1 pseudogene is annotated in these 709 nt (G+C 47.1%); it reads left to right on the top strand.

Annotated elements, in window-relative coordinates:
- Window positions 1-499 (top strand): annotated as a pseudogene (locus AC1DUA_RS39750) (MGH1-like glycoside hydrolase domain-containing protein); the annotation flags it as partial.
- Window positions 500-709 lie beyond the last annotated feature (210 nt).

Raw genomic sequence — 709 nt, 5'->3', positions numbered from 1 at the left:
GCGTTTCGCTCAAGCGCTTAGCCCTTGGACAGGCGAAGAGGGCTTTACGCAAACCTACTCTCCAGCCATTATGTGCGTGCTGGATTATGTTGAACGTTTATGTGGGATTATGCCTAGACCGGAAAATGAATTATGGTTTACGGGGCTGCTTCCGTACGCCGTCGATCATGGCGAGGAAATTGCTGATGCTACGGCCTATAGCCGCAATATAGATGGTGTTACTTTTGAACTGGTGAATACGGTTGACGGATCTATGGTTTATCGGGGTGGGAAGGTCCTGATTCAGTTTCCGAACGGACTCAGAGCCGTAACGGATCGAGAAGGAAAGCTGAAATCTTTGATAGGGATGTGTGCTCGAACGGTAGAAGGCATTGTTTCATATGAAGGACAGGAGTGGCGTGTAGCTATAAAAGGAAATGAACGATTCGATTTAGTTGATGGCATTGATCTGAAGAAGATTGAGGCTGATAGGGGCGTTATCGCACCGACATATCGTTAGTTCAATGTGAATCATCAAGTATAACCTCTCATCGATTAACAAATAATACCGTTGTTATGAGAAGGAGGGTATACAAGCTATGGTTGGAATTCGAAGTAAGCGGGGCATCGCTCTGTTAGCCGTCCTGTTGGTCATGTTAGCTGCCTCAGGGTGCGGGAAACAGGAAACGGTCAAAGTTGGGATCGAGCAGAACTTCCGTCCGTTCACGTA

The organism is Paenibacillus sp. 01T422 (genome assembly GCF_056398785.1).
Note: the sequence above shows the minus strand (reverse complement) of the source record. Positions and strands in the feature narration are given on the sequence as shown.